We start from the raw sequence: 23439 nt of genomic DNA, 5'->3' as shown, positions 1-23439 counted from the left end.
CTAGCTTTTTTGAATGAAAACTTGTGCAGAGCCATCTTCCTGCTCTTCAATTGTAAAGGCATATCCAAGCGAGTTTAGTTCCTCAATGAGGAAGACGGGAACTCTATCATTATGAATGATGACTTCATCGCAGGTGCCCAGCTTCTCCAGCGCATTCAAGGTGCGAATCATCGGCTGAGGCGGCTCCAGTCCGCGGTTGTCCAGCCGAATGATTTTTTTGCCGGAATGCTCTGAAGAAGCTGGGGAGGCTGCCGCTTCTGTATCTGCTGCCTCTTCCCGTACAGCCTCCTCCATCGCCGCATCGGGCTCTGCGTCCCATGCCTGCAGGAAGCTTTTATTTTTCTTGTTGACGAAAGTGACGCTCCAGTGCTCAGGGCCTACCTGCTGAACTTTATTAGCGTAGCCTTTTACCTTCATCAAACCAAGCAGCGGGGTAGGCTTGAAGGTAGCATGGAGCACAAGCACATCATGAGTTTCCAGCTCCTTCACCTGATCCATAATAAGCTGGAAGGGCTCCAGCTTTTGGCGTAAATAAGGCCTAACATCAAGCTCCACAATTCGGGTTTGCTTAGCTAGCATGGCTGCTCTCCTCCTCCAGTCGTTAAAGGTAAAGCCTCGCTTCCTCGTAAAGTCCTGTCATACCTCCATACAAAGCATAGAAAAAGGAATCCGGCGCATCGAGTGAAAAGGAAGTGTACTGCTTGGGATCCGTATCCAGCATCCGCTCGAAAAGCGCGGCGCTGTCGTAAGCATAGAAGCAAAAATACGTATAGTTGAACTGCGGCATTTTTTCCACCATGGTGACGATGTCAAACGCATATTCCGTAATATGGGTCTGGGCATCGCGGATCATGGTCAGCGCATCCTCCAGCTGGACCGCAATTTTAATCGTTTTTTCATTGACGATAGTCACTTCGGCCATGTGCTTGCCTCCTTATCGAAGCTATTCTACGAAGCTTTTGCTGTTACAGCGCAAGCTTCCCGATTTTGACGCGAAATAGTTCAGGACCCTGCTCGATATATTCCCAATCAAACTGGTTCTTGTACATCGATTCGAATTGGAAGCGGAGCGGCACGGGATCATGATCGTTAATGAGCAGCATCGCTTCGGAAGGCTTTAGCTCCTGAAACGTTTGAAAAATAACTTTGTGCTTTAATTGCGGCGGATATTCCGTAGCGTTGACAGTTGCAGTGAAAGCTTGCATAAAACATTCCTCCTCGAAAAGATTGGTTTTGGCTATGTCTAAAGCATAATCGAAAGCGGGAGGCGGCTTTGTGACGAGCATCACATTGTGTGAAGCAGGGGCGTTTTTTTGTGAAAAAGTGCGTGAAGGGCGGAGATGCTGCAGGTGATGGCTGTCACAGCCATCCTGCCTGGTTTGCTGTAGACTCGCCTTATACAAATAAAAAAGGCCGCGCTAATTGCACGCGGCCAAGCCGGAGGGGAATATGGATTCTCAAATGGAGCATCAAATCAAGCAGCAGGTGGACATTCGGGTGCTGCCAATGGGCAGCGATCTAGTCTTTCTCATCACCGGGGGAGCCGCCCATATCGGAGCGTCAGCTACCGCATATTGGACAGCATGGGGCGCTCATTTAGCTGCACCCAAATGCGAAACGATTACACTGCCAGGGCATCGGGAAGGAGAGCTGGCAGCGGAACTGGCGATGCTGGCGGCAAGCACTCTCGGCGTAACCGCTACAGTGGTCGTGGGCATTCATCTGGAGCAGCCGACTCGCAGCGAGATTACGAATATCGTCAATCGAACGAGAGAGGGCATGAAGCAGAAAATTGCGCTTCTGCGCTAATGCTTCATCGCTGGCTCATGCGTATCCTTGCCATCTTTTGTTACGCGTAAAATCGCGGTAGCTCCCTTAGCGGCATCATTAAACTGATGAGTCACAATCGGATAGTCGCCTTCCTCAGTTACAGTCACCTCGACAACAGCACCACCGCTTGCCGGAAGCAAATAGGTTTGCAGGCCGTACAGCACATTTCGCGGATTGCCGTCGATATAAACCCGGTCCAGCAGGGTGCCTACAATATGAAACGAGCTGACCTCGTTGGGACCGGCGTTATTGACATAAAACCGCACCTTATCTCCGACTTTGGCAAGGAAAGGCTGCTCTTTAAGTCCAAAGTCATTGCCATTAAATACGACATAGGTGGGCTCATCATTTAAAAAGGCTTGATAGTCATGCTCCTTATACCACTCGCTTTGCACAATCGTATATTCCCGGTCAATGTCTGCATCGCTGGGATAACCATCCGCAGGCGCCACAATAATCATGCCGTACATGCCATTGGCGATATGGGCGAGCGCTGGGCTTGTCCCGCAATGATACATAAACACGCCTGGCGACTCCGCTTTATAACTGAAATGGCCCGCTTCATTCGGCATCACATCGATGAATTTTTTGCTTGGCGCAGCATGAACGGCGTGAAAATCCATCGAATGGGGCACATTCGGGTCCATATTTTTTAGCGTAAAATCAATCGTGTCACCTTCGTTCACGCGCAGCACCGGGCCGGGTACCGTCCCATTGAACGTCCATGCATTGTAATAGACGCCTTTGGAAATTTCCACGTCGGTTACCTGAGCGGTCATTTCAATCGTCACTGTGCTTCCCTTCCGGTGAATACTCGGTGCTATAGGTGGTTGATTCAACGTTTCCGCCGCTTCCGCGATTGCCGCCGCATCATTTTCCTCCGCAGGGATGTACGCGCAGAAAACAGCGATTGCTCCCAGAATTGCGATCACAATAATCATATGCCTCACATTCAGCATGGTCATCCTTCCTTTCAATCCAGTAGATGCCTAAAGTGCTACGGTATACCTCAACAATAAAGCAAGGTGCCGCGTGCGAATGTGACGGGACGCACAGTTGTGCTCCAGAATGTTTTCTAAAATAAGGACAGTTTCTAATTTGCTAAGGAAAGGAGGGAGAAGCATGAGCACGACATTAACCAAGCAGGAGCGCGATTATAAGGTTAATCCATTTATCGTCATTTGGGAGGTGACCCGCGCCTGTGCGCTCAAATGCCTGCATTGCCGAGCGGAGGCGCAGTACAAGGCAGATCCCCGTCAGCTAACACTTGCTGAAGGCAAGCGGCTGATTGATGAGATCGCGGCGATGGAACGGCCGTTATTTGTTTTTACAGGCGGTGATCCGCTAATGCGGCAGGACTTGTTCGAGCTTGCGAAGTATGCGTCCGAGGAGCAGGGACTGCCGGTTTCGATGACACCTAGCGCTACGCCTAAGGTTACGTATGAGGCGATTTGCAAGGCGAAGGAGGCGGGATTGTCGCGCTGGGCGTTCAGTCTGGATGGCTCGACAGCGGCGATTCATGATCATTTTCGCGGAACGAGGGGCTCATTTGACCAGACGATGAAAGGAATCGCGTATTTGCAGGAGCAGCAAATTCCACTGCAGGTGAACACGACCGTGTCGCGCTACAATGTTGGTGATTTGCCTGCAATCGCCGAGAAGGTGAAGGAAATGGGCGCCGTCCTGTGGAGCGTGTTTTTTCTCGTACCGACGGGACGCGGAATGGAGGCAGACATGATTTCGCCGGAGCAGCATGAGGCTGTGATGATGTGGCTGTGCCAGACTCAGCGAATGATGCCTTACGGGGTGAAAGCGACGGAGGCACCGCATTATCGCAGAGTTTTTTTGCAACAGCAAAAGCAGCAAAAACAGGACCAGCTGGAACAGCGAAAGCACGCCGGTGAGGAAGTGGAGGAACATGACACAAGCGCAAGCGGTAGTCGAAGCGGAAGCGCAGGTGCGGGCGGGGGCATGGGCAAACATGCCGACATGCTGGGACGTGCTCCCAAAGGCGTTAATGATGGGGACGGCTTTGTTTTTATTAGCCATACGGGGGATGTTTATCCGAGCGGTTTTCTGCCAATCGTATGCGGCAACGTACGCGAGCGGCCGCTCGCGGAAATTTACCGGCATTCGCCCATTATGAAGCAGCTGAGGGATAAATCGCTTTTAAAGGGTAAATGTGGAATCTGCCCCTTCAAGCAAATATGCGGCGGCTCAAGGGCGAGGGCCTATGCCCTCACCGGCGATTATTTGGAGAGTGATCCTTATTGTGCTTATATACCGAGTTAAAATAAATAGGTAAAGGCGGGGAGTTCATGCCTTATAAAAAGCTATGGGCGGCATTGGCGCTCGTATTTGTTTTATCCTTTGGCGTATTGCTCTATTATGGCGGAGAGATTATTCAGGAGAAGCCGCCGATTCCGGAGCGGGTGGTCACGGAGCAGGGAGATGCGATTTTTACAAAAGCCGATATTATGGAGGGCCAGCAGGTCTGGCAGCGAATGGGCGGTCAGGAGCTGGGCAGCATCTGGGGCCATGGCTCCTATGTAGCGCCGGATTGGACGGCCGACTATTTGCATCGGCAGCTTGTGTTTATGAATGATTATAACGCGCAGCAAAAATACCAGCTGCCTTATGACCACCTGACAGAGGAGCAGCAGGCTGAGCTTAAAGCCACGCTCAAGCGTGAAATCCGCACGAATACGTATGATCCGGAGACGGGTGACATTGTGATTACTTCATTGCGGGCGTTGACGGCTTCTGAACTGGGCGACTATTATTCAGGTGTATTCGGAGATGCACCTGAATGGGCCGCGTATCGCGAGCAAATCGCTCTGCCAGCCAATACGGTAGGCTCACTGGACGATCGCGAGAAGCTGAATGCCTTTTTCTGGTGGGCGACTTGGTCAACCTCGACGAATCGGTTAGGCTCAGACATTACGTATACGAATAACTGGCCGGGCGAGCCGCTCATTGATAATGAACCGACCAGCGCGTCGCTGCTTTGGTCCATTGTGAGCGTGGTTTTGCTGCTTGCCGGAGTAGGGGCGCTTGCTTGGTATTACGCCGTACAGCGGAGCAAGGAGCAGGATGAGAGCGGGCATATACCGGAGAAAGATCCGCTCCTGCAAGTGAAATCGACGCCTTCCATGCGGGCGACGATGAAATATTTCTGGATAGTGACGACGCTGATCGCCGTCCAGGCAGGTCTCGGCGCGATTACCGCCCATTATGCGGTGGAGGGGAATGGCTTTTACGGCATCCCGATCGCGGAATGGTTTCCTTATAGCGTCACGCGCACCTGGCATCAGCAGCTCGCGGTATTTTGGATTGCGACCGCATGGCTCGCAACCGGCCTATATATCGGACCAGCGATTTCTGGGCATGAGCCCAAATTCCAGCGTTTAGGGGTGAACGTGCTGTTTTGCTGCCTGCTGCTGATCGTTGCCGGTTCAATGGCGGGCGAATGGCTTGCGGTCAAAGGCTATATTACAAGCGCGACGCATAATTTTTATTTTGGACATCAGGGCTATGAATATGTCGATTTGGGCCGGGCATGGCAAGTTTTTCTGACGGCCGGCTTATTTATTTGGTTTTTCCTCATGGCGCGGGCAATCTGGCCGGCTCTGAAGAAGAAGGGGGAAAGCCGCCATCTGCTGACGCTGTTTCTAATCGCTTCGGTTGCGATTCCGACGTTTTACATTCCGGGCTTAATGTGGGGGCCTCAGGCGCACTTGACCATTGTGACCTACTGGCGCTGGTGGGTCGTTCATTTATGGGTGGAGGGCTTTTTCGAGGTGTTCGCTGCGGTCGTTATCGCATTTCTGTTTTCTCGCATGGGGCTTATACGCACGGCAACCGCGACGGCAACGGTGCTGTTCTCGACCGTTATTTTTCTCGCGGGCGGCATTATTGGCACGTTTCATCATTTATATTTTGCCGGGACGCCGATTGGAGTGCTCGCTTTCGGCGCATCGTTCAGTGCGCTAGAGGTTGTGCCGCTGCTATTGATTGGGTTTGAGGCTTATGAAAATTTGCGTCATGGCCGGGCAAAACCGTGGGTAAAGCGCTATAAATGGCCGATCTTTTTCTTCGTCGCCGTATCATTCTGGAATTTGGTCGGAGCGGGTCTCTTTGGCTTCCTTATCAATCCGCCCATTGCGCTATATTATATGCAGGGGCTTAATACGACGGCGCTTCATGCACATACCGCTCTGTTCGGCGTTTATGGCATGCTTGGAATCGGGCTTATGCTGTTCTGTATGCGCGGGCTCACCGGAGAGAAGGAATGGCGGACGAAGCTGCTGAGGTTTTCCTTCTGGTCGTTTAATATCGGCTTGATGATGATGGGTCTGGCAAGCCTGCTGCCCGTAGGAATACTCCAAACGCTGGCGAGCATGGAGCATGGGATGTGGTATGCGCGCTCTGCCGAATTCCTTCATACCCGCACGATGCAAAATCTCGTCTGGCTGAGGGCTGTCGGCGATACGATTTTTGCGCTTGGTGTAGTAGGCATTGTTATTTTTGTCATCGGTTTGGCGACGGGCCGATCCTATAAGTCGGACGTAAGCTAGACTTTCGCTAATGCTGGAAAGTGGAATGCTGGTTTGCTGGCAAGCAGCGGGCGAATCGCTGCTTGCCGGCCCATTTTAAACGAAGGAGGGGGAAAGCTTGCCCAAAAGCTGGATTCATCTAACGATTGGTTATTTCCTCGTAACGGCGGTAACCGGCCTGCTGATGCGCAGTATGGCATATGTCTCGCTGCCTGGACTGCGTTACGATTATTTGCTGCATGCCCATTCCCATCTGGCACTGCTCGGCTGGGGATATATGGCGCTGTTTTTATTGTTTCTCGCTGTCTTTTTTAACTCAGCCAGTGGCAGGGCAGGGGGCGTCTTCAAGGAAAAGAAAATCCGCGTGATGCTGGTGATAACACAGCTGACACTAGCCGGAATGTTTTTTGCGTTCTGTATCCAAGGATATGCCGCCGTATCGATCAGCTTTTCGACGCTGCAAATTTTGCTGTCCTACTGGTTCGCCGGATGGGCATGGAGACGCTTAGCAGTAATTGCAAGAGAAGGAGCAAAACCGGAACGAGGAGTGCATTCGGAATTGCAGCAAGTACAAGGAACAGGCTCGCATCCAAGCACAAGACAGCCGCTCTCCTTTCTGTTCGTCAAAGGCAGTCTGCTTTGTCTCGTCATTTCCTCGCTTGGCCCCTGGGGGCTTGCCATGCTGAGTGCCAATGGATTGAAGGGCAGTCCGCTGTATGAAGCGGCGATTTATTTTTATTTGCATTTTCAATATAACGGTTGGTTTACGCTCGGCTTGTTCGCGGTGCTGCTGCGGCTGATGGAACAGCGGCAAATCACTTATTCTGTGAAAATCGTCAGGCTGCTTTTTTGGATGTACGCGCTGGCAATGCCGCCTGCATTTCTATTATCGGTGCTCTGGCTGAAAATAGGGCTGGCCGCCCAGCTCGCCGCAGCGCTCGCTGCCGTCATTCAGTGGGCGGCTATTTTGCTTTTCTGCGCCGTCCTGCTCAAAGCCCGCTTCGCCTTATCCGCCGTATTCACAGGCTGGGCGGCACGTTTGCTCGTGCTTGCGCTGCTGCTCGCGGCGATTAAGGCGACGCTTGAGCTGGGCCTTATCGTACCGCAGCTGGCGGAGGCGATTTATCAGTCGCGCAGCATCGTCATCGGCTATTTGCATCTGACGCTGCTCGGTTTTGTAAGCTGCCTCTGCCTAGCGCTTTTTCTCCAGCAGGGCTGGCTGAATGGGAGGGGGAGGATAGCGTATATTGGCTATATGAGCTTTATTGCTGGTTTTATGCTGAACGAGCTGACGTTATTTTTACAAGGCTTATTCGATTGGACGGGGCATGGGGCGCTTGTATTCGTACAGGAAGCCGTCTGGGCGGCAAGCCTGATTATGGTGACGGGCATCGCCTTATTCTGGGGAAAAAGAAAGGCCGCGCAAGTGTAAGGCTAACCGCCTTCACTTGTGCGACCAGGTTTTTAATGCTTCATAGTCATGAATCAGGTAGCCGCTCCGCTGCGGCTCCAAAATCCCTTCCTTACGCAGCTGGTTAATGAGCCGGTTGACCGTTTCCCTCGTCGTGCCAATCGTATTGGCAAACTCCTGATTGGTCATCGGCACCTCGACATGGACGATGCCGCCGTGATCCGTTCCATAATTTTCTGCAAGCTTGAGCAGGAAAGATACGCCGCGGTCTTGCACATCTTGACCAGTTAGCTCCTGCAATTTTTCCTGAAGCTCTATAATTTTACCACTGAGCACCCGCATCACTTTAATCGCAATCGCCGGCGTATTCATCATGAGCTGCTCGAATGCATGAATAGGAATGGCGAGCAGTTGCGTCTCCATAATCGCCTCGGCCGTTGCCGGGTAAGGGTGCTGGTTGAAAAAGCCGGTATGAGGGAACATATCCCCTGTTTTGAGGAAGGACATAATATGCTCATTGCCGTTTTCATCGGTTTTATATGTTTTGATCAGCCCGTTCTGGACGAAAAACACGGCTTCTTTATGGCTGCCCTCCGTAAAAATAGCGGTCCGCTTGCGGTATGACCGAGGAATGACGATGGCCCATATCCGGGCCAGCTCATCCGGCGTCAAATCGCGAAATAAAGAAATTTGGCGCAAAAGCTCCATTTGCTGCTGCATCGCCGTACACCTCCGTTTTTTCCATTATACCTTAGACGATTTAGACGTTATGTGACGCTAGTCACAGGTCTAGTCGATCATCGATTCCATTTATCAAGCTATGACGCATATCACATCCGCTCCGTTTCCCGCATGGTATCGTAAGCTGGACGGAAGAAGGGGGATGGCAGAAGTGGGAGAAGCACCTAAGCAAATCATCATAATTGGGGGCGGCATAACAGGCCTCAGCGCCGCCTTCTACATGCGAAAGCTGCTGGATGGGCAGCAAATATCGGCAGAAATAACCCTTATTGAAAAAAGCGGCAGCCTTGGCGGAAAAATAAAAACGCTGCGCCGGGATGGCTTCCTCATCGAGCAGGGGCCGGATTCGTTTATGGCGCGCAAGCAGCCCATACTGGATTTGACGAGGGAGCTTGGCCTTGAATCGGAGCTGGTTGCGGCGAATCCGAAAGCGAGGGCGAACTATATTTTGCATAAGGGCAGGCTGCATCAAATGCCCATGGGCCTTATGCTCGGCATTCCGACGGAAGTGACTCCGTTTATGAAAACCGGGCTGTTGTCGCCGCTGGGCAAGCTGCGTGCAGCCTTTGATTTATGGCTGCCGAAGCGGGAGGCGACAGGGGATGAATCCTTGGGCGGCTTCATTGAGCGGCGGCTTGGACGGGAGGTGCTGGAGCAGGTTACGGAGCCGCTGCTGGCAGGCATTTATGCTGGAGATGCCAAAGCGCTCAGCCTGCAAGCGACCTTCCCGCAATTTCGACAGCTGGAGCAGCGGCATCGCAGCTTGATTTTAGGCATGCTCGCGAGCAAGAAGCAGGCGCGTGAAATGCCGAAGGAGCTGCCGGAGATAGCTCGCCGCAGCCTATTTCTCACGTTTAAAGGCGGGCTTGGAAGCCTGGTTGAGCGTCTGGACGAGCAACTGAGCTCGATCCGCCGGCTGACAGGACAGGCGGTCACGGAAGTGAAGAGGGAAGGGCGGGGTTATCAGGTTCGGCTTGAGCATGGGGAGGAGCTGCAGGCGGAAGGCGTTATTATTGCGCTGCCTGCTTACGAGGCGGCCATTTTGCTGGAAGGAAGTGCGGGAATGCCAGCGAAGATGCCGGGACAATTACAGGCACTGCGCGACATTCCCTATGTATCGGTTGCCAATATCGCGTTAGCCTACAAGCCGCAGGACATTAAGCTTCCGCTGAACGGCTCCGGATTTGTAGTGCCGCGAAGCGAGGGACGAATGATAACCGCATGCACCTGGACGTCGTCGAAATGGCTGCATACGGCACCGAATGGTCATATTTTATTGCGGGCTTATATCGGACATGCGGGGGCGCAAGCCTGGACGAAGCTCACGGATCGTCAATTGCTGGACGCCGTCCGCCAAGATTTGCAGGCGATAATGGGCATTGCAGCTGAGCCGCTTTTTACGGAGCTGACCAGGTGGGAACGGTCGATGCCGCAGTATCCGGTGGGGCATCTGGAGCAGCTGGCCAAGCAGCGCGAGGGGCTGGCGCTTAGCCATCCCGGCTTATTATTATGCGGCTCCGGCTATGAGGGAGTCGGGCTGCCGGATTGTATCGGACAGGGAAGGCGAGCGGCTGAAGCGCTGCTGCCATTTTTCAAGCAGTGATCCTCATCACAAACACGCTAGCCAGCCTGCGCTATACTAACAGCAGCTCAAGCTTCATCATCTTAAAAGGCAGGAGCTGCAACATTATTTTATGGAGGTGCGACAAATGACCATATTTAACGGTACAGAGAAAATTGGTGAAATAGTGACGCGTTATCCGGGGGCAAGCAACTTGCTGCGAGCCTATAACATTGATTTTTGCTGCGGGGGCAATCGCTCGCTGCATACGGTGCTGCGGCAGCAGGGAACGGATGCAGCTTTATTTTTATCCGCACTCAATGAAAATTATGCCGAGGCCAGCAAGCATAAGGGCGAGGATATTGACTGGAGCAGCAGATCTTATACGGAGCTGATCGAGCATGTGATTCAGACGCATCATGTCTATGTCCAGCAGGAGCTTCCGCTGCTTAGCGAGTTTACGACGAAAATTTTGCGGGTGCATGGACACAAGCAGGCTGATGTGCTGCCCCGGCTGCACCGACTGTTCCACGAAATGAAGCTGGAGCTGGAGCAGCATTTAATCGACGAAGAAGAGCAAATCTTTCCACTCATCCGCCAATATGAACAGGAGCCATCCCCCGAGCTGCATCAGAAGCTGACAGCGGCGATAACGGAGCTTGAGTCCGAGCACAGCCAGGTCGGCGATCTGCTCAAGGAAATGCGTGCGGTTACGCATCATTACGAGCTTCCTGAAGGGGCGTGCCGCACGTATACGCTAACCTTTCAGAAGCTGGAGGAACTAGAAACCGATCTATTCCAGCACATTCACTTGGAAAATAATATTTTGTTCCCGCGCGTTCTTCAGATTGCATAACTGCATTTGAATAGAATAGAAAAAAAGCCTTCCTACAGGTTGAACCATTGCAGGAAGGCTTTATTATATGCGGCAAACTTCCTTCGGACATTGCTCGCAATTGCAAATCGATTTCAGATGATCAATGTCTTTCAGCACGATATAACCGTGATCGAATGACAGTACCTCTTGTTTTTTTAGCTCGCCGAGCATACGGTTGACGCTTTCCCTAGCAGCGCCGATATAGTCCGAAAGCTCGGTATTCGTTATTTTTTCAGAAATCAGCACGCCATCCTCCGTTTGCTTCCCGAAAGAGTTCGCCAGCCGAATAAGCGTCGAGGCTAAAGCTCCCTGCTTCCCATAAATGACGAGGTCGCGGAATTTGGTCTGGGTCAGGCGATGCATAAGTCCCATCCACTTCATGAATTCAATCGCCAAATCGCCATGCTGCCACAATAATATTTCCAAATCGCTTTTTTGAATAACCCCAATGGTGCAGTCCAGCACGGCCTTTGCGCTTGAGCTGTGGCAAGTAGGCTTGAAAGGATCGAACTGACCCAGAATATCACCTGTTTGATATTGCGAGAAGACAAATTCCTTGCCGGCGGTATTGTGTTTGATCAGCTTAACGCGGCCTTCCATTATGTAATAGAGCTTGTCGTCGGCATCGCCCTCCCAGAAAATATGGCTGCCTGCCGGAATATGGTGTGTATACATAATTTCATTGAGTTTCTCAAAACTGGTCTCTGAAAAACAAAACGTATTGTATACCGTTTGTGTGTAAGGTCTCGCAACTGTCATTGGTTTCATCCCCAATTACCGCCTTTGCTGCTAGTATAGCGGGACTATCCGCTTGAAATAGCTTACTCCCAATGTAACAGAAGTCCATCACTGTCAGAGTGACTAAAATCACACTTTGGCCATAAAAATTGTAAATAAGGCCTAAGAGAGTGATATTTGTAACAGTATCGCCTTATAAAAACTTCTATAATGTAGCCAGAAAAGGGTGTCCACTACAGAACGGAGGGACATATATGCTGACGGGAGCCATATTAGCCGGCGGGCAAAGCCGCAGAATGGGCGGTCGCCATAAAGGTCTGCTTCCTTTTGTAAACGAAAGCATTGTTGAGCGGCAGATCCGTACGATGAAGCAGCTTTGCGCTGAAGTCATTTTGGTAACGAATGACCCGCGAAGCTTTTTGCCTATTCTAGGCAGCAGCATTCGCATCATTACGGATTATATTCCAGGCAAAGGTCCGCTTAGCGGCATGCATGCCGCCTTAACCTTAGCGACGCATTCGGACATCTGGGTCGTGGGCTGCGACATGCCGCTTATTTCAAGTACGGTGGCCGAGCAGCTGTGGAAGGTGAAGCGGGAGCGTCGCTCTGCGGCGGCGATTCCATCTGCGGCTGGCAAGCTGCATCCGCTGCATGGCGTCTATGATAAGCGAAGCGCTGGTGAAATTGAGAAGCTGCTCGATATAAAAGAATACCGAGTGATGACGTTTTTGAATCGGATTTGCTATTACGGTGTAGATACGCAGCAGCTCGAACAGACGGATGAACAGCTCAGTTGTGTGACGAATGTGAACACGCCTGAGGAATATGAGCGCATCCTCAGCTTGTATGACGCCGCCTCAGCCTCTCAAACTTAAAAGGCCTGCCATCGGCAGCCACTTTGAATTCAATTTTCCTTAACGCTGCGAAGAGCTGAGGGAAATTGTTTTTTTTTTTTTGAACAAAAGGTGACAGAGGAGCTATTGTGATGGCAATCACAGCGATGTACCATGCCGGAATGATTTAATGAGGGCAGAAAACATCGAAGAAGGAGAATTTGCCATGGATCGAGCCTTTGCTTCCAAATTTGCGAAAATGTATTTCATGACCGTAGTAGCGCTGCTGATTCTTGTGTACGTCGGCACCCGATTTTTCACCCATATCGACCTTGCTCTTTATGGCTATATGGTGGGCACGTTCGTTTTTATCGGGGGATTTTTTTACCGCTTTATCGCCTGGGCCGAGCGTCCGCCAACGAAGCTGATTATGAAGAAGGGGCTTAAGCTGCTGTTTCGCAAAAGCACGCCCCAAACGTCCGTTGAGCATCTCGCAACTTACCGTTTCATTTTCAAACGCGGCGTTTACCGCTGGACACAGCATGTGCTGCTCGGCTGGGGCTGTATTCTATCCTGCTGCGTCACATTCCCGCTCGTGTTTGGATGGATGTATTTTACGATGGGGGAAAATGGCCTGTACACCGTCGTCGCCTTCGGTATTGATGTGATGCAGGTGAAGGCGGACGGCTGGATCGCCTTTCTGTTCTACAACGCGCTGAATATTACCGCCTTTATGGTTATTGCCGGGGTGTGCATGGCGTTGTATCGCAGGCTTAACAATATGCAAGCGAAGGCTGAGCAGACGTTTACCTATGATTTTCTGCCGCTGTATTTGCTGCTCTTCATTAGCATTACGGGGCTGCTGCTGACGTTCAGTAACATATTCCTGCATGGCTGGGGCCATCCGGTTATCTCGCTAATCCACCAATGGTCGGTCATCCTTACGCTGATTTATTTGCCTTTTGGCAAGCTGGCGCATATTCCATTCCGTCCGATGAGCGTACTCGCCAAAAACTATCGTGAAGCTTTCGGCGAGCAGCAAATGAAAGCCTGCAAAGTATGCGGCAGCAGCTTCGTATCGACGGAGCAATCCAGCGATGTCATTCACGTGCTGGCTCAAAACGATATTTCCTTCGAGATGAAGGAAGGCTTCCATCTGGCCGAGCTTTGTCTGCCTTGCAGGCGCAAATACCGGATGTCCCGTTTTACGGGCATTCCGACACATGAAATCAAGGTCAAGGAGGCGAACCAGCATGCTAAAGGATAAGTTTCTGCAAAATATTGCGAACAAGCATCATCCGAAGGAAAAGCTGGTTAAAACCCACTGCTCCTACTGCGGCATGCAGTGCGGAATGAATTTGCGGGTCGATACCGACAAAAATACGATTATCGGCGTGGAGCCAAGGTACGACTGGCCCGTCACACGCGGCAAAATGTGCCCGAAAGGCGTGACCGCCTATCAGCAGACGAACCATCAGGACCGGCTGCTGAAGCCGCTCATTCGGGACGACGCTTCGAAAAAAGGGACGAAGGAAGGCTTCCGCGAAGCCAGCTGGGACGAAGCCTATGATTTAATCGCCCGCCGCTTCAAGGAGCTACAATCCGAATATGGGAAGGACACGCTGTCCGTATTCAGCGGCGTTTCGATGACGAATGAAAAATGTTATTTGACCGGGAAATTCGCCCGAGTCGGGCTGCAAACGAGATACATCGATTACAATGGAAGATTTTGTATGGCAAGCGCAGCAGCGGGCTTCCTTCGGAGTTTTGGGATTGATCGCGGCTCAACGCTGCCATGGACGGATATTCATCAGACGGATTGCTTGTTCATCGCGGGCAGCAATACGGCGGAATGCCATCCAACCTCCATGTTCCGTGTCTGGGAGGTTCAAAACCGCGGCGGCTATCTTATCGTCGTCGATCCAAGGGAAACGCCGATTGCAAGAAGGGCGGATGTCCATCTCGATCTAAGGCCGGGGACGGATTTGGCGCTTGCCAACTGCATGGTGAATTTGCTCATTCAAAACGGCCATGCCGATCATGAATATATCGCTAATTACACGAGCGGCTTTGAGGAGACGCTTGAGATTGTGAAGACTTTCACACCAGAATATACGAGTGAAATTACGGGGGTAGCGCCGGAGAAGCTGATACGGGCAGCGGAAATTTTCGGCAAGGCGCCGAATGCGATCGTCATGTTCGCCAGAGGCATTGAGCAGCAAGTTAAAGGCGCGGACAACGTCTCGGCCTACACGAATATGTGCCTCGTTACTGGAAAAATCGGACGGCCGAAATCGGGTGTAGCGACGCTTACGGGACAGGGTAACGGTCAAGGCGGACGCGAGCATGGGCAAAAATCCGATCTGCTGCCGGGCTATCGCAAGCTGACGAATCCGAAGCATGTGCAGGAGGTATGCGAGGTGTGGGGCATCACGCCGGAGGAAATGCCGCTGCCGGGCGTCTCGGCCTTTGAAATGTTTGAGCTGATGGAGCAGAAGACGATTCGCGGCATGTATCTGCTGTGCTCGAACCCCGCCGTGTCAGCGCCGCATCTCAATTATGTGCGCTCGGTATTGAAGGATCTGGACTTCATGGTATGCGCCGACTTCTTCTTGTCGGAATCAGCGGAATTTGCCGATGTCGTGCTGCCATCGGTGACGTGGTCGGAGGATGAAGGCACGGTGACGAATTTGGAGGGCCGCATTATTAAAATCAACAAGGCGCAGGAGCCGCTAGGCGAATCGAAGCCGGATTGGCTCATTCATGTAGAGCTGGCAGAGCGGCTTGGACGCGGTGACTATTTCCGGCATTTGCAGACGGCAAGCCAGGTTGCAGATGAGTTTCGCCTCGCTTCCAAGGGCGGCTACGCCGACTATTACGGCGCCACTTGGGACAAAATTGACCGGCAGGATGGCGTGTTCTGGCCCTGCAAGGACGAAGCGGATACCGGAACGCCTTATATGTTCGAGGATCACAAATATTTTCATCCCGATGGACGGGCGAAAATTTGCGCGCTGCCATACCGCCCTTCAGCGGAGGAGCCATGCGAGGAATATCCGCTCCGCCTGACGACAGGCCGGGTCGTCTATCATTATTTATCCGGCAATCAGACACGGCGGATTCCGTTTTTGCGGGATATGTGCCCAGAGCCGTACGTCGAGGTTCATCCCGAGACGGCGCAGCAGTATGGCATTGCACATGACGAGGTTGTCAGACTGTTCACCCGCCGCGGCGAATGCTTTTATAAAGTGAAGGTGATTGAAGCGATTCGTAAGGATACCGTATTCGTGCCCTATCACTATGGCTATGAGCAGTCGGTCAATTTGCTGACGATTGCTGCGCTTGATCCGATGTCGCGTATGCCGGAATTTAAAGTCTGTGCCGCACAAATCACGAAATTGCCTGACGCTGCAAAGGAGGCGGTACGATGAAGAAGCTGCTGTATATCGAAATGGACAACTGCATCGGCTGCCGAAGCTGCCTCGCCGCTTGTACGCAATGCGGCGGACACGACGAGCGCAACCGCAACTATGTGTATGACGTCAACCCGCTGGTGGATCGGCAGACGATCCCGCTCATGTGCCTGCACTGTGTCAATCCGGCATGTGCGAGAAGCTGTCCGGCGCAAGCGATTCAAATTACCGAGGAAGGCGCAGTGCTGTCCGCGCTTGTCGAGAAATGCATCGGCTGCCAGAACTGCACGATTGCTTGCCCTTACGGCATTCCGAAATTTGATGAAGAGCAAAATTTAATGTATAAATGTGACCTCTGTTACGACCGGACGAAGGAAGGCATCCCGCCGATGTGCGCTTCCGTCTGCCCAACCAATACGCTGCAATGGATTACCGAGGAGGAGCTGGCAGAGAAGCAGGAACGCCACAGACTTGGCAAATGGGTTTCCAGCCACCAGCCGTTCGAGCCGCTTGAAGGCGAGACGAATGTGAAGATCAGCCTTCCCGGCATTTTGCAGGGCGTCCAAAAACTATTTTAAACGATAGAGCTGGATCTAATTTTTTAAAATATAGGAAAGTATATGCTTTCGCCATACTTTCTCTATATTTCTTGGACTGAAACGCCGCGCGCCGCCAGAGGACGGCGAAAGCCGTTTCACCTTGTCATGCTGTTTAGAAGGTTAGCTAGTAGAAGGAGGCTCAGATGCAATGGACAATGAGGCAGGCAAAAACAATAAAGTGCCATTTGAAGAGGATAATTACACGCATAACATCCACAAAAACAATGAACGCCAGCTGGACCGCAGGGGCTTTCTGAAAACGATGGTTGGCGCAGCCGGTGTGTTCGCCGTGTCCACGCTTCCGTGGGGCGGACTTGCCGCAAAGGAGCTGATGGGCTTTGGAAAAAGCAGCCATCCGAAGAAGAAAATCGCCGATGTGCAGGCGCTCAAAGTAGGAGAGGCGGTGGAATTCCACTACCCCGGCGACCATGAATCAGCACTGCTGATCCGTCTGGGCGACAATAAATACAAGGCTTATCAAAATGCTTGTACGCACTTGAAATGCCCGGTGTTCTGGAGCCGGGAGGAGGATCAGCTCGTCTGCCCTTGCCATCATGGCTTTTTCGACCCCCAATCGGGCAAGCCGACAGCAGGACCGCCGAGGAGAGCGCTGCCTGAGGTATTGGTTGAAATCGAAGGTGGAGCGATTTATGCGACAGGGGTGAAGCGGTATGAAACGTAGCTACAGAGGCGTCATTTTGCTGAGCGTCGTGCTTTTTCTGAATATCGTCTGTACGCAGAATGTCGTTAATCATTATTTTCATGAAAAATATGAGCTTGTCCTCGTATTTGCTTTGCTGAATGTGCTGCTATTCCCGCTTGCACTATGGATTTATAAGAAGGAGGTACGCAGATGAACGGAAATAAAACGCAGCTATCCATTCAGACGGGAAGCCTGATTCTTGGGTTTATGGTTTGGGTAATTCTTTCATCGCTCATTCCGTTTATTAAGGAGGATATCCAGCTGACGTCAGGCCAGCTTGCCTGGGTGACGGCCATTCCGGTGCTGTTCGGCTCAGTGCTTCGGATTCCGGTCGGCTATTGGACAAATCGCTACGGCGCGCGCAAGCTGTTTGGGTTTAGTTTTCTCATTTTGCTTGCACCCGTCTATTGGGTCAGCCTGGCAGACAGCTTTGCCGATCTGATTATCGGCGGGATTTTCCTTGGCATCGGGGGCGCGGTGTTTTCGGTTGGCGTCACTTCTCTGCCGAAATATTACCCGAAGGAACGGCATGGCTTTGTGAACGGCATTTATGGCATCGGAAATTTGGGTACGGCGATTACGGCTTTTACCGCTCCCGTAGCGGCTAACTATCTGGGGTGGAGCAAAACAGTGCTGCTGTATCTGGTGCTGCTGGCCATATTCATCTTGATTAATTTTATGCTGGGAGACCGCAATGAGCCGAAGGTGATGGCTTCTTTGTCGGAGCAGATCAAAGGGGTATACCGCAATGAAAAGCTGTGGGCACTTTGTTTGTTTTATTTTATTACCTTCGGCTCTTTCGTCGCTTTTACGGTCTATTTGCCAAACTTCCTCGTCTCGCATTTTGAGCTGAGCAAGGTGGATGCGGGGCTGCGCACAGCTGGCTTCATCGTACTGGCGACCATCATGCGGCCTGTCGGTGGCTGGCTCGGTGACCGTTTCAATCCATTTGTGATTTTGATGTTCGTGTTTGGCGGACTTACGCTGTCAGCGGTTGTCCTGTCGTTCGCACCATCCATCGGCATGTATACGGTCGGCTGCCTCATTATTGCGCTTTGTGCCGGTACAGGCAACGGGACGATTTTCAAGCTGGTACCGCTGTATTTCGTCAAGCAGGCGGGCATTGCAAACGGCCTGATCTCCGCTATGGGCGGGCTTGGCGGATTTTTTCCGCCGCTGCTGCTGTCCGTGCTGTTCAAATGGACGGGGCATTACGCCATTGGATTTATGGCGCTGTCCGAGGTTGCGCTGGCGAGCCTAATACTCGTCATTTGGCTGTTCTATCAAGAGAAGCTTGGTCAGGCTGAGCGCTTGATTCAGCAAAACGCTCAAAATGTTCAAAACGACCATAGCACAAGAAATAGGCTGCCGGGCGATATGGTCAAATCTTAAAGGTTACAGGTCAGGCTTCATTTTATAGATGCTCAGGGAGGGATTGACGATGAAATCGGAATTTATGCTGGATTTATGCTTCATCCGCAAGCAGGAGCAGGGGAGCTCATTTACTAAATCAATTGAAGCGCTGCTCCAGCAGCTGTTTGCTAAGAAATCCTCCTGGTTTCTGGAAGAGAAGCAGGAGGGGGAGCTTCAGGTCGTCAATGCGGCGGTGAAAGGCTACAGCGACTGGGAGAAGGATGAGGAGGTGCTGTTGTTTATTGAGGAGCAGGCACCCCCGGAATTTTGGGATTGGATTCAGGGCTATAGGCTGGAGCTGGATTTGAAGCGTCCTGAGGAATGCCAGCACTGCGGCGAGCAAGCGGCTCGTAAAAATGCTGAAGCAGGAGCTGTCTCATGATGGCGATGCAGCGCTTGGTCGATGAGTTGATGCCGTATGCGGGCGCCCGCATCAAAGTATGGATGGAGGATCGCTCAGGAGAGCAGCAAACACTGCCGAAGCCATATACGCTGTTTAAGGTGGCGGCGGCAAGTGATGGATCACAGCTGTTGTTTTATTTTAACAAGGAGCAGTTTCTGTCGGTTCCGGTGTTTGATGAGAAGCATACGCTGCTGGAGCAGACGCCGACTGGACCGCGCTTTGTCTCGCATGATGAGCAGTCGCAGCTGCATTATTGGGTGTATTTTTTATAGAGCCGTTACCTTTTCGCTATAGAGCTCCAACGTCGCTTGGGTTGTGACGGCGGGGCTTGTTTTTATAATGTCGGTTTGACAGTATGGATTTTATCAATTATCATTTAGATATTATCAAATCGACATTATTAAAAGTGAGAGCGGGGAACGAGCCATGTTTGGATTTGAATTCGTTAAGTTTCAACCGAGCGATTATATTATTCAGGTGAAGAACGGGAAGGTTGTGAAAGAGGGCGTTGGTCTGTCCTTCTATTATTATGAGCGGGCGTCCTCGGTGGTCGTCATTCCGATTTCCTCGATCGATGTGTCGTTTATGTTTGAAGAGATTACTCGCGATTACCAGACGGTAACGGTGCAGGGACAACTGACCTACCGGATTGTGGACTACCGCAAAATGATGGAAATTATGAATTATACGTACAATATAAAGAAAAAAGCTTATATTTCCGACGATCCGGTCAAGCTGTCCCAACGCATGATTCAACTTGCCAAGGTGCTGACGAAGAAACAGCTGGCGCAGCTGCCGCTTAAGGAAGCGATCCAATCGAGCGAACGGCTGGCGAAAATGATTAGACAGGAGATCAGCCAGCATGAGGAGCTGGCTAAGCTGGGCATCGAGCTGATGGGCTTGTCCATTTTGGCGGTACTGCCGAACAAGGAGACGATGCGGGCACTTGAAGCGCAGTCGCGTGAGCAAATGCTTCAGGATGCGGATGAGGCGCTGTACGTGCGTCGTAATTCCTCCATTGAGCAGGAGCGGCGCGTGAAGGAAAACGAGCTGAACACGGATATTGCGGTTGAGCAGAAGAAGAGGCAAATTCGCGAAGCGCAGCTTGATGCGGAGCGCTCGGTGCGCCAGAAGCAAAACGAGCTTAAAGAGGTGCAGCTGCAATTTGATACGCAGCTTGAGGAGAAGAAGCAAGCGATGATTGAGCTCGCTGCTGCGAACAGGCGGTCTGAGGCGGATGCCAAGGCGTATGAGCTCGCTGCTGTTATGAAATCACTACATGATACCCAGCCATATGTGCTGCAAGCGATGACAAATATGGGCATGGATTCGAATAAACTTATTGCGATTGCATTTCAGGAGATGGCGGAAAAAGCGGAGCGGATTGGACAGCTGAATATTTCGCCGGATCTGCTGCAAAGCCTGATTCCTGGGACTGGGAACGGGGCGAGCTTGGGCAAGTCGGAAGCCAGAGGAGGGGCAGGACGATGAGCCGGGCAGCGGGTGCAGATGCAAAATTTATCGTCGTGAAGCGGAAGACGAGGCTGGAGGAGCTGCTCGTTCGCTACAATACGGTGCAGCAGGCGAAGTTTTACATTGAACGGCTTGGCGCGGACTTTGGGGACTATTGGCTGGAAAATGAAGTGTATCAAAATGCTGTCTCATTGGCGGTAAGCGAGCTGGAGCAGCAGGGCAGAGTCCAAGTGCTGGATCGCGAGCATGTGCCCAGCTTCCTATTCGGCGACCACGATATCGTTGTCGCAATTGGCCCGGATGGGCTAGTCGCGGGTACGCTCAAATATTTGGACCGCCAGCCGCTCATTGGCGTCAATCCGGAGCCGCAGCGCTGGGATGGCGTGCTGCTGCCCTTCACGGTTGGAGATTTGCGCCTGCTTATTCCCGAGGTGCTGCGTGGGAAGCGCCGGGTTCAGCCGGTTACACTGGCAATGGCGCAGATCAACAATGGCCAGTGCCTCTACGGCGTTAACGATTTGTTTATCGGGCGCAAAACCCATGTGTCGGCGCGGTATGAAATTAAGCTGGAGGAGCATGCCGAGCAGCAGTCCTCCAGTGGCATTATTGTATCGACCGGCCTCGGCGCAAGCGGCTGGCTGCGAAGCGTGCTTGCCGGGGCAGCCGGCATTGTGAGCAGCGCGACGCGTCAGCCGCTGACGCTCATGCCTGAAGATCTAGACGCGGCTGAGGAACAGGAGAAAGGTCGGCTGGATTGGTCGGCGGATTCGCTCTATTTTACGGTCAGAGAGCCATTTCCAAGCCGGACGACCGCAGCCTCGATCGTTTTCGGGCAAATCAACGGGCAGCGCAAGCTGCGGATCACATCGCAAATGCCGGACGACGGTGTTATTTTCAGCGATGGGGTAGAGAGTGATTTCCTTAACTTTCATTCCGGGCTTGAGGCGACAATTGGGCCAGCAGATCGTCAGGGACATCTCATCGTTTAAGCAAAGGACAAGGCAGGAAGGTGGGCGATGCGCACGGTCATTTTGGAAATCTATAGGGAGATTCACACGCCAGTCCACTGCAATCATGTTATAATTGGGTCATGGGTTGATGGGGATGATTCGGATTAGCAGGAATACGCTTGTGAACCTAATCTAGAGATGAGAGAGTGATTTTGAAATGCTGCGTCGATTTTTTTCGTATTATCGTCCCTATAAGGGACTGTTCTTTCTTGATTTCGGCTGCGCCATTCTTGCCGGATTGCTGGAGCTGGCTTTCCCGCTTGCGGTCAGCCAATTTATTAACGATTTGCTTCCCAGCCAGAACTGGACGCTGATCGTTGCTGCTTGTGCGGGGCTGCTTGCTGTTTATGCGCTCAATACGGCGCTTAATTATGTAGTTACCTACTGGGGGCATATGCTAGGCATTAACATCGAGACGGATATGCGGCGCAAAATGTTCGACCATATCCAGAAGCTTAGCTTCCGCTTCTTCGACAATCACAAGACGGGGCATTTGATCGGCCGTATTACGAATGACCTGAACGATATTGGCGAAGTAGCGCATCACGGGCCGGAGGATGTATTTATTGCGGTTATGACGCTTATCGGCTCCTTCTCGCTAATGGCCTACATTAACTTGGAGCTTGCTCTTATAACCTTCATCATTATTCCGGTTATGGCTTGGCTTATTATCGTCTTCGGCGGCAAAATGAGCAAAACGTACCGTCGTTTGTTCGGCGATGTCGGCAACTTTAATGCCCGTATTGAAGACAACGTCGGCGGCATTCGTGTCGTTCAATCGTTCGCAAACGAAGAGCATGAGAAAAAACTGTTTTCCGTAGACAACCAAAACTTCCGCCTGACGAAGCTGCTCGCTTACAAAACGATGGCGAAAAGCATTTCCGTCAGCTATATGATGATGCGGCTCGTTACGATTTTTGTGATGATTTGCGGCGCTTATTTCTTTATTCAGGGCAAGCTGGATATGGGTGAATTTATGGCGTTCATTTTGCTTTCGAACATTTTCTTCCGCCCGATTGAGAAAATCAACGCAGTTATCGAAAGCTATCCAAAAGGCATCGCCGGCTTCAGACGTTACACGGAGATCATTGATACAGAGCCTGACATTGAAGATCGGCCAAATGCAACGGAACTCAAAAAAGTCGTCGGCAATGTTCGTTTTCATGACGTGAGCTTTGGTTATGAAACAAACAATATGATTTTGCAGAAAATTAATTTGGATATTAATGCTGGAGAGACTGTGGCATTCGTAGGCCCATCTGGAGCGGGGAAAACGACAATTTGCAGCCTGTTGCCAAGGTTTTATGATGTGCTCGCAGGCAGCATTACGGTGGACGGCAAAGATATTCGGGATATTAAGCTGGAATCGCTGCGCAAAAATATTGGAATCGTGCAGCAGGACGTGTTCCTGTTTTCGGGCTCCATTCGCGAAAACATCGCTTATGGCAATTTGTTGGCGACGGAGGAAGAAATTTGGGAAGCGGCGCGCCGGGCATCGCTTGAAGATTTGATCAAAAAAATGCCCGAAGGGCTGGATACGATTATTGGAGAGCGCGGAGTCAAACTGTCGGGCGGCCAGAAGCAGCGCCTGTCGATTGCTCGCATGTTTTTGAAAAACCCGCCGATCCTCATCCTCGATGAAGCGACGTCGGCACTGGATACGGAGACGGAAGTCGCGATTCAGAAATCGCTGTCCGACCTGTCCGTCGGCAGAACGACGCTGGTCATTGCCCACCGCCTGACGACGATCAAAAATGCGGATCGCATCATTGTCGTCGACGAGAGCGGCATTGCTGAGCAAGGAAGACATCAAGAGCTGGTTGCGGCCGGCGGCATTTACAGCAAACTGCATCAAGCGCAATACAGCACGGTGTAGCC

The 23439-nt window shown here is 51.8% G+C and carries 23 protein-coding genes and 1 pseudogene; 18 read left to right on the top strand and 6 right to left on the bottom strand.

All coding sequences use genetic code 11. The annotated features are described in order from the left end of the window. Genes ASF12_RS00970 through ASF12_RS00960 form a run of 3 tightly spaced genes read right to left on the bottom strand, consistent with a single transcriptional unit; the run spans position 1 to position 1205 of the window. Positions 1 to 579, bottom strand: a complete 579-nt coding sequence (locus tag ASF12_RS00970; protein ID WP_056028540.1) for a DUF2249 domain-containing protein — start codon at positions 577 to 579, stop codon at positions 1 to 3. 22 nt (positions 580 to 601) lie between these two features. After that, positions 602 to 922, bottom strand: a complete 321-nt coding sequence (locus ASF12_RS00965; RefSeq protein ID WP_046233434.1) for a hypothetical protein — start codon at positions 920 to 922, stop codon at positions 602 to 604. Positions 923 to 965: 43 nt separating this feature from the next. Next, entirely contained in the window at positions 966 to 1205 is a 240-nt protein-coding gene (locus ASF12_RS00960; protein WP_056028537.1) for a DUF2249 domain-containing protein, read from the bottom strand. Positions 1206 to 1449: 244 nt separating this feature from the next. Between ASF12_RS00960 and ASF12_RS00955 the strand changes: the two genes are divergently transcribed. Further along, entirely contained in the window at positions 1450 to 1809 is a 360-nt protein-coding gene (locus ASF12_RS00955) for a prenylated flavin chaperone LpdD (protein WP_056028534.1), read from the top strand. On the opposite strand, the gene ASF12_RS00950 is transcribed toward ASF12_RS00955, so the two are convergent. Beyond that, positions 1806 to 2771, bottom strand: a complete 966-nt coding sequence (locus ASF12_RS00950; protein WP_442952508.1) for a multicopper oxidase domain-containing protein — start codon at positions 2769 to 2771, stop codon at positions 1806 to 1808. The genes ASF12_RS00955 and ASF12_RS00950 overlap by 4 nt on opposite strands. Positions 2772 to 2952: 181 nt before the next feature. On the opposite strand from ASF12_RS00950, the gene ASF12_RS00945 reads away from it, so the two are divergent. The 3 genes from ASF12_RS00945 to ASF12_RS00935 all read left to right on the top strand — a co-directional run bounded on the left by ASF12_RS00945 (position 2953) and on the right by ASF12_RS00935 (position 7818). Then, positions 2953 to 4122, top strand: coding sequence for a TIGR04053 family radical SAM/SPASM domain-containing protein (locus tag ASF12_RS00945; RefSeq protein ID WP_056028528.1), 1170 nt, complete (start codon positions 2953 to 2955; stop codon positions 4120 to 4122). Positions 4123 to 4148: 26 nt separating this feature from the next. Beyond that, the gene (locus ASF12_RS00940; protein WP_056028525.1) at positions 4149 to 6407 is read left to right on the top strand and encodes a nitric-oxide reductase large subunit; all 2259 of its coding nucleotides are present in this window, start codon (positions 4149 to 4151) and stop codon (positions 6405 to 6407) included. A gap of 97 nt (positions 6408 to 6504) precedes the next feature. Then, complete coding sequence (locus tag ASF12_RS00935; protein WP_056028522.1) at positions 6505 to 7818, top strand: hypothetical protein; 1314 nt, start codon at positions 6505 to 6507, stop codon at positions 7816 to 7818. Between the two features lie 12 nt (positions 7819 to 7830). On the opposite strand, the gene ASF12_RS00930 is transcribed toward ASF12_RS00935, so the two are convergent. Further along, positions 7831 to 8517: a Crp/Fnr family transcriptional regulator gene (locus ASF12_RS00930; RefSeq protein ID WP_056028519.1), complete on the bottom strand. Its 687-nt coding sequence runs from the start codon at positions 8515 to 8517 to the stop codon at positions 7831 to 7833. A 163-nt stretch (positions 8518 to 8680) separates the two neighbouring features. On the opposite strand from ASF12_RS00930, the gene hemG reads away from it, so the two are divergent. Both hemG and ric read left to right on the top strand, forming a co-directional pair. Further along, positions 8681 to 10141: a protoporphyrinogen oxidase gene (hemG, locus tag ASF12_RS00925; RefSeq protein WP_442952483.1), complete on the top strand. Its 1461-nt coding sequence runs from the start codon at positions 8681 to 8683 to the stop codon at positions 10139 to 10141. A gap of 106 nt (positions 10142 to 10247) precedes the next feature. Beyond that, complete coding sequence (ric, locus tag ASF12_RS00920) at positions 10248 to 10955, top strand: iron-sulfur cluster repair di-iron protein (protein WP_056028514.1); 708 nt, start codon at positions 10248 to 10250, stop codon at positions 10953 to 10955. 63 nt (positions 10956 to 11018) lie between these two features. Here ric and ASF12_RS00915 read toward each other — a convergent pair whose 3' ends face one another. Then, entirely contained in the window at positions 11019 to 11735 is a 717-nt protein-coding gene (locus ASF12_RS00915) for a Crp/Fnr family transcriptional regulator (RefSeq protein ID WP_056032624.1), read from the bottom strand. A gap of 233 nt (positions 11736 to 11968) precedes the next feature. On the opposite strand from ASF12_RS00915, the gene mobA reads away from it, so the two are divergent. The 12 genes and pseudogenes from mobA (at position 11969) to ASF12_RS00855 (ending at position 23437) form a co-directional block, all read left to right on the top strand. Continuing rightward, the gene (gene mobA, locus ASF12_RS00910; protein ID WP_056028511.1) at positions 11969 to 12589 is read left to right on the top strand and encodes a molybdenum cofactor guanylyltransferase; all 621 of its coding nucleotides are present in this window, start codon (positions 11969 to 11971) and stop codon (positions 12587 to 12589) included. 184 nt (positions 12590 to 12773) lie between these two features. Next, positions 12774 to 13814, top strand: coding sequence for a hypothetical protein (locus ASF12_RS00905; protein ID WP_056028508.1), 1041 nt, complete (start codon positions 12774 to 12776; stop codon positions 13812 to 13814). Beyond that, complete coding sequence (locus tag ASF12_RS00900; RefSeq protein WP_056028505.1) at positions 13801 to 15978, top strand: molybdopterin oxidoreductase family protein; 2178 nt, start codon at positions 13801 to 13803, stop codon at positions 15976 to 15978. Before ASF12_RS00905 ends, ASF12_RS00900 begins: the two co-directional genes overlap by 14 nt. Beyond that, positions 15975 to 16538, top strand: a complete 564-nt coding sequence (locus tag ASF12_RS00895; protein ID WP_046233445.1) for a 4Fe-4S dicluster domain-containing protein — start codon at positions 15975 to 15977, stop codon at positions 16536 to 16538. The genes ASF12_RS00900 and ASF12_RS00895 overlap by 4 nt, the downstream gene beginning before the upstream one ends. 169 nt (positions 16539 to 16707) lie before the next feature. Next, positions 16708 to 17241 carry a Rieske 2Fe-2S domain-containing protein gene (locus ASF12_RS00890; RefSeq protein ID WP_056028502.1) on the top strand — a complete coding sequence of 178 codons (534 nt, stop codon included), beginning with the start codon at positions 16708 to 16710 and terminating at the stop codon, positions 17239 to 17241. After that, positions 17231 to 17416, top strand: a complete 186-nt coding sequence (locus tag ASF12_RS00885; protein ID WP_056028499.1) for a hypothetical protein — start codon at positions 17231 to 17233, stop codon at positions 17414 to 17416. Before ASF12_RS00890 ends, ASF12_RS00885 begins: the two co-directional genes overlap by 11 nt. Then, positions 17413 to 18558: pseudogene (locus ASF12_RS00880) on the top strand (nitrate/nitrite transporter); the annotation flags it as partial. The gene ASF12_RS00885 and the pseudogene ASF12_RS00880, both read left to right, overlap by 4 nt. Before the next feature lie 145 nt (positions 18559 to 18703). After that, on the top strand, positions 18704 to 19057 hold the full coding sequence (locus ASF12_RS00875) for a hypothetical protein (RefSeq protein WP_056028494.1): 354 nt from the start codon (positions 18704 to 18706) through the stop codon (positions 19055 to 19057). Further along, positions 19054 to 19350, top strand: a complete 297-nt coding sequence (locus ASF12_RS00870; RefSeq protein ID WP_155972700.1) for a hypothetical protein — start codon at positions 19054 to 19056, stop codon at positions 19348 to 19350. The genes ASF12_RS00875 and ASF12_RS00870 overlap by 4 nt, the downstream gene beginning before the upstream one ends. A 154-nt stretch (positions 19351 to 19504) precedes the next feature. Continuing rightward, a complete protein-coding gene (locus ASF12_RS00865) occupies positions 19505 to 20569 on the top strand; it encodes an SPFH domain-containing protein (RefSeq protein WP_056028488.1) in 1065 nt (354 codons plus the stop codon). After that, the gene (locus ASF12_RS00860; RefSeq protein ID WP_056028485.1) at positions 20566 to 21540 is read left to right on the top strand and encodes a hypothetical protein; all 975 of its coding nucleotides are present in this window, start codon (positions 20566 to 20568) and stop codon (positions 21538 to 21540) included. Before ASF12_RS00865 ends, ASF12_RS00860 begins: the two co-directional genes overlap by 4 nt. Before the next feature lie 178 nt (positions 21541 to 21718). Next, entirely contained in the window at positions 21719 to 23437 is a 1719-nt protein-coding gene (locus ASF12_RS00855) for an ABC transporter ATP-binding protein (RefSeq protein WP_056028482.1), read from the top strand. Positions 23438 to 23439: the final 2 nt, after the last annotated feature.

This window comes from Paenibacillus sp. Leaf72 (assembly GCF_001422685.1).
In the GTDB taxonomy this organism is placed as follows: domain Bacteria; phylum Bacillota; class Bacilli; order Paenibacillales; family Paenibacillaceae; genus Pristimantibacillus.
This window is presented reverse-complemented; position numbering and strand designations above follow the sequence as displayed.